The organism is Kitasatospora putterlickiae, from assembly GCF_039527695.1.
Classification (GTDB): domain Bacteria; phylum Actinomycetota; class Actinomycetes; order Streptomycetales; family Streptomycetaceae; genus Kitasatospora; species Kitasatospora putterlickiae.
In genome coordinates, this window is sequence record NZ_BAAAKJ010000291.1 from 1 (window position 1) to 4,578 (window position 4,578).

Annotated in this window: 4 protein-coding genes and 1 pseudogene; all 5 read left to right on the plus strand. The window is 76.9% G+C overall.

Going from position 1 to position 4,578, the window contains the following annotated elements:
* Window positions 1–495, plus strand: a pseudogene (locus ABD308_RS28295) (beta-ketoacyl-[acyl-carrier-protein] synthase family protein); the annotation flags it as partial.
* Window positions 492–1,022, plus strand: coding sequence for a hypothetical protein (locus ABD308_RS28300; protein WP_344340385.1), 531 nt, complete (start codon window positions 492–494; stop codon window positions 1,020–1,022). The pseudogene ABD308_RS28295 and the gene ABD308_RS28300, both read left to right, overlap by 4 nt.
* A 186-nt stretch (window positions 1,023–1,208) precedes the next feature.
* Window positions 1,209–2,837 carry a class I adenylate-forming enzyme family protein gene (locus tag ABD308_RS28305; RefSeq protein ID WP_344340387.1) on the plus strand — a complete coding sequence of 543 codons (1,629 nt, stop codon included), beginning with the start codon at window positions 1,209–1,211 and terminating at the stop codon, window positions 2,835–2,837.
* Complete coding sequence (locus tag ABD308_RS28310) at window positions 2,834–4,096, plus strand: beta-ketoacyl-[acyl-carrier-protein] synthase family protein (protein ID WP_344340390.1); 1,263 nt, start codon at window positions 2,834–2,836, stop codon at window positions 4,094–4,096. Before ABD308_RS28305 ends, ABD308_RS28310 begins: the two co-directional genes overlap by 4 nt.
* A 68-nt stretch (window positions 4,097–4,164) precedes the next feature.
* The coding region (locus tag ABD308_RS28315; protein ID WP_344340393.1) for a VOC family protein at window positions 4,165–4,578 on the plus strand (414 nt) is incomplete at its 3' end.

The window sequence follows — 4,578 nt, forward strand, 5'->3', positions numbered from 1 at the left end:
GACATCGTGCTGATCTTCGACGAGGTCTACACCGGCTGGGGCCGCACCGGCGACGCCCACCACGTCTGCCGCCCCGAACCCGAGGGCGACGGCGTGGCCCGCGCCGTGCGGGCCGCACTGGACCGGGCCGGCGTCGACCCGGCCGAGGTCGGCTACGTCAACGCCAACGGCACCGGCTCGCCGATGTCCGACCTCGCCGAGGCCAAGGCGCTGCACCGGGTCTTCGGCGGGCACACCGCGCGGCTGCCGGTCAGTTCCAGCAAGGCCGTGCACGGCCATGCCCTGGAGGCCTCGGCGCTGCTCGAACTCGTTGTCACCATCGGGGCGTTGACCGAAGGCCTGTTGCCGGTCAACGCCGGCTGGCTGGGCCCGGACCCGGACATCGGCCTGGACCTCGTGCTCGACGGCCCGCGCGCCGCCCGGCCGCGCTACGCGCTCACCCTCAACTCCGCCTTCGGCGGCGCCAACACCGCGCTCCTGGTGGCCGCCCGATGACCGCGCTGCGCATCCTCGCCGAGGCCGCCTGGCCCGATCCCGACGCCCGCGAGCCCGAGCCGCTCCCCCCGCTGCCCGGCTTCGCCGCCTCCTCCTTCAACCCCCTGGTGGCCGAGACCGCCGAACGCTGTCTGCGCGCCCGCCGCGGCGCGGACCCGGGATCCGGCCGCACCGCCCTGCTGCTGGCCAGCGCCTCCGGTGACCGGGCCACCGCCCGCGCCATCGACGAGGCCGCCGCCGACACCGGCCGGCGGATGCCCCCGCTGCTGTTCTTCCAGTCCAACCCGAACGCCGTCCTCGGCCACATCGCCGCCCGCTGGGGCCTGACCGGCCCGGTGGTGGCGATCAGTCCGGCGCAGGCCCCGCCACCGGGACGGGTCCCGCAGGACGCGCTCGACCTGGCGGAGCTGCTGCTCGCCGACGGCGACGCCGAGCAGGTCCTGGTCATCGCCGCCGAACAGGCCGACGGCGACGGGCGGGCCCACGGCGGCGACCGGGCGGTGGCCCTGCTGGTCACCACCGCCTGACCCGCCACCGCCTGACCCGCCACCACCTGACCGGCACCACCGCCCGACCCCCCGACCCCCCGTCCACCCGACCGACCCCGACCCGCCGAAGACCCACCCTGCGCACCACCGGCGCGAGCGGTCCCCCACCCGCCGCGTCCCGCCGCAGCACGCCCCGCACGCCCGTACCCCGGGAGGGACCACCCCGTGAGCATCCGCAGTATCCGCACCCTGCTGGCGGACGACCCGGCCGTCGGCGCCGGAAACGTCCTCACCAGCCGCCTCGCGCTCGGCCACGGCCTCGACGAGCCGCTGCTGACCTTCGACACCCCGGTGGACGACCACGCCGCCTGGCAGCCCTTCACCCTCGCCGAGCTGGACCGCGCCGTCCGCGCCCGGGCCGCCGCGCTGCACGCCCTCGGCATCGGCCGGCGCGACCCGGTCGTGGTGTACGCGAGCGACGCCGCCGACCACGTGCTCGCCTTCCTCGCCCTGGCCCGGCTGGGCGCCATCCCCGCGCTGCTCAACCCCAACCTGGACGGCGAGCGGGCCGCCCGCTACATCGCCAAGCTCGGCCCGGTCGGCGTCCTCGCCGACGCTCCGCACCTGGCCGCGCTGGCCGGCCACGAGACCGGCGCCCCCGCGCTGCCCGAGATCGCCACCCTCGGCGCCGGCGACCCCGAGGCCGCCCCCGAGCCCTACCGGCACTGGGCCGGCGACCCGGTCGCAATCACCCACTCCTCCGGGACCACCGGCATGCCCAAGGCCGTGGTGCACTCGCACGCGAGCCTGTACGCGGCGATCCGCCACCGCGCCCGGCTGCCCCGCCCGCAGGGCCAGGAGCGGATGCTCAGCGCGCTGCCCGCCCCGCACGCCGCCACCCTGATCGCGGTCAACCTCGCGCTCGCCTCGCACACCCAACTCGCCGTGCTCTCCAGCCAGTCCGGCGCCGGCGTGCTGGACGCGATCGAGCAGTGGCGTCCCAGCGGCGTGATCGGCTTCGCCGCCACCTGGGCCGACCTCGCCCACCACGACCTGGCCGCCCGGGAGTTGGGTTCGGTCGCGCTCTGGTGGAACACCGGCGACTGCGCCCACGAGGTGCACATCCGCCGTCTGGTCGCCGCCGGCAGCCGCGAATCGGTCACCCGCGAGGGCCGGGTCCGGGTGCCGGGTTCGCTGTTCGTGGACGGCCTCGGCTCCACCGAGATGGGCCACTCGCACTTCTTCATCACCCACGGCCCCGGCACCGAGCGCTACGGCCGCTGCGTCGGGCGCCCGCACGCCTTCGTCGACTGCGAGCTGGTCGGCCCGGACGGCGAACCGCTCGGCCCCGGCGAGGTCGGCGAACTCGCCACCACCTCGCCGACCCTGGCGCTCGGCTACTGGAACGACTCGGCCACCACCTACCGCACCCGGCTGCGCGGGCGCTTCCTCACCGGCGACCTCATGTACCGGGACGAGGAGGGCTACTACTACCACGTGGACCGCGCCGTCGACTCCGTCGAACTCGGCGACGGCAAGCGGCTGTTCACCGCGATGTCGGAGGAGCGGGTGCTGGCCGCCTGCCCCGACGTGCTGGACTGCACGGTGGTCGCGGTGCGCGACGGCGCGCGGGTGGTCACCGACGTGCTGCTGATCCTGGCCGCCGGCGCCGACCCGGCCGCCGACCGCACCAAGGCCGTCACCGCAGCCCTGGACGAGGCCGCCGCGGCCACCGTCCGCCAGGTCGTCGTGGTGGCCGGGGACGACATCCCGCTCGGCCCCACCGGCAAGGTCCGCAAGGTCCTGCTGCGCCAGCGCTACCTGGACGCGGTCGTCGCGGGGGTGGGCGCGTGAGCACCGCCCGCCGCCCGGGCGCCGTGGTCACCGGCATCGGCCTGGTCACCCCGCTCGGCCGCAAGCCCGCCGAGGTCTTCGACGCGCTCACCGCCGGCCGCACCGGCATCCGCGCCCTGCCCGAGGGCCACGCCGCCCACGGCTGGCTGACCTCGGCCGGCATCGCCCCGGCGGTGGACGGCCGCGAGGTGCTGCCGCCCACCGAGACCCGCTGCGTGGACCGCTTCGTGCTGCTCGCGCTGGCCGCCGCCGACGACGCGCTCGCCGACGCCGGCCTGGTGGTCGGCCAGGACGCCGACCCGCACCGCACCGCCGTGGTGCTGGCCACCGGCGGCGGCGGCCTGGAGACCTTCGAGCAGCAGTCCCACCGGCGTCTCGAACGCGGCCGGCCCGGCGTCAGCCCGTACCTGCTGCCCGGCATGCTCTCCAACATGGCCACCGCCCGGATCGCCATCAAGCACGGGATCCGCGGCTTCAGCACGGCCATCGTGACGGCCTGCGCGGCCGGCGCCCAGGCCGTCGCCGAGGGGCTGCGGCTGATCCGCGCCGGCGACGCGGACGTCGTGGTGTGCGGCGGCACCGAGTCCTCGCTGCACCCGACGATCGCCGCCGCGTTCACCAACGCCCGCGCGCTGTCCTCCGGCTGGGACGACCCCGCGGAGTCGAGCCGGCCCTTCGACCGCCGGCGCAACGGCTTCGTGCTGGGCGAGGGCAGTGCCGTCCTGGTGCTGGAGAGCCCCGAGCACGCCGCCGCCCGCGGCGCCGCCGGCTACGCCGACCTCACCGGCTGGGGCGCCTCCACCGACGCCCACCACCCGACCATGCCGCGGCCCGACGGCGCGGGCGCCGCCGACGCGATGCGCGCCGCGCTCGCCAACGCGGGCCTGGCGGCCCGCGACATCGGCTACGTCAACGCCCACGGCACCGGCACCAAGCTCGGCGACGTCGCCGAGAGCGCGGCACTCAACGCCGTCTTCGGCGAGCACCGCCCTGCGGTCAGCTCCACCAAGGGCGCCACCGGCCACCTCCTGGGCGCGGCGGGCGCGTTGGAGGCGGCGGTCACCGCGCTCGCGGTGGCCCGGGGGACGCTGCCACCGACCGTCAACCTCGTCGAGCCGGACCCGGCCTGCGACCTGGACCACGTCCGGGGCGCGGCCCGAACCGTCCCGCTCACCGCCGCCCTGAGCAACGCCTTCGCCTTCGGCGGGCACAACCTCAGCCTGATCTTCGAGCCCGCCTCCACCCCGTCCACCCGCTGACGCCCACCAGCGGCGCGGACCTCCGTGCCAGGCCAGTCGTCAACTCGCCATCCCCCGGGGAGATCCCGTTGTCCATCCAGTCCATCGCCCACGTCGAGTACCACTGCGCCGACGCCGACGCCGCCGCGGCGGGGCTCAGCGCCGACTACGGCTTCACCATCGCGACACCCGATCCGGAGCAGCTCGCCGCCGCCGAGTCCACCGGCGCGCGCACCGTCCTGGTCCACCAGGGCGGCATCCGGTTCCTGCTGCGCTCCGCCGGCGATCCGGCGCACCCGGTGGCCCGCTACGCCGCCCGGCACGGCGAGGGCGTCGCGGCCCTCGCGCTCTCCTGCCCCGACCCGCAGGCCGCCCTGGACCGCGCCGAGCGGCACGGCGCGCGGGTGCTGGACCGGGCCGGCGGGCTGGTGGCCGGCTTCGGCGACACCGCCCTGCGGTTCGTCCCGGAGGCGCCGGCCGCGCCCGCGCCCGCCGCCGGGGGC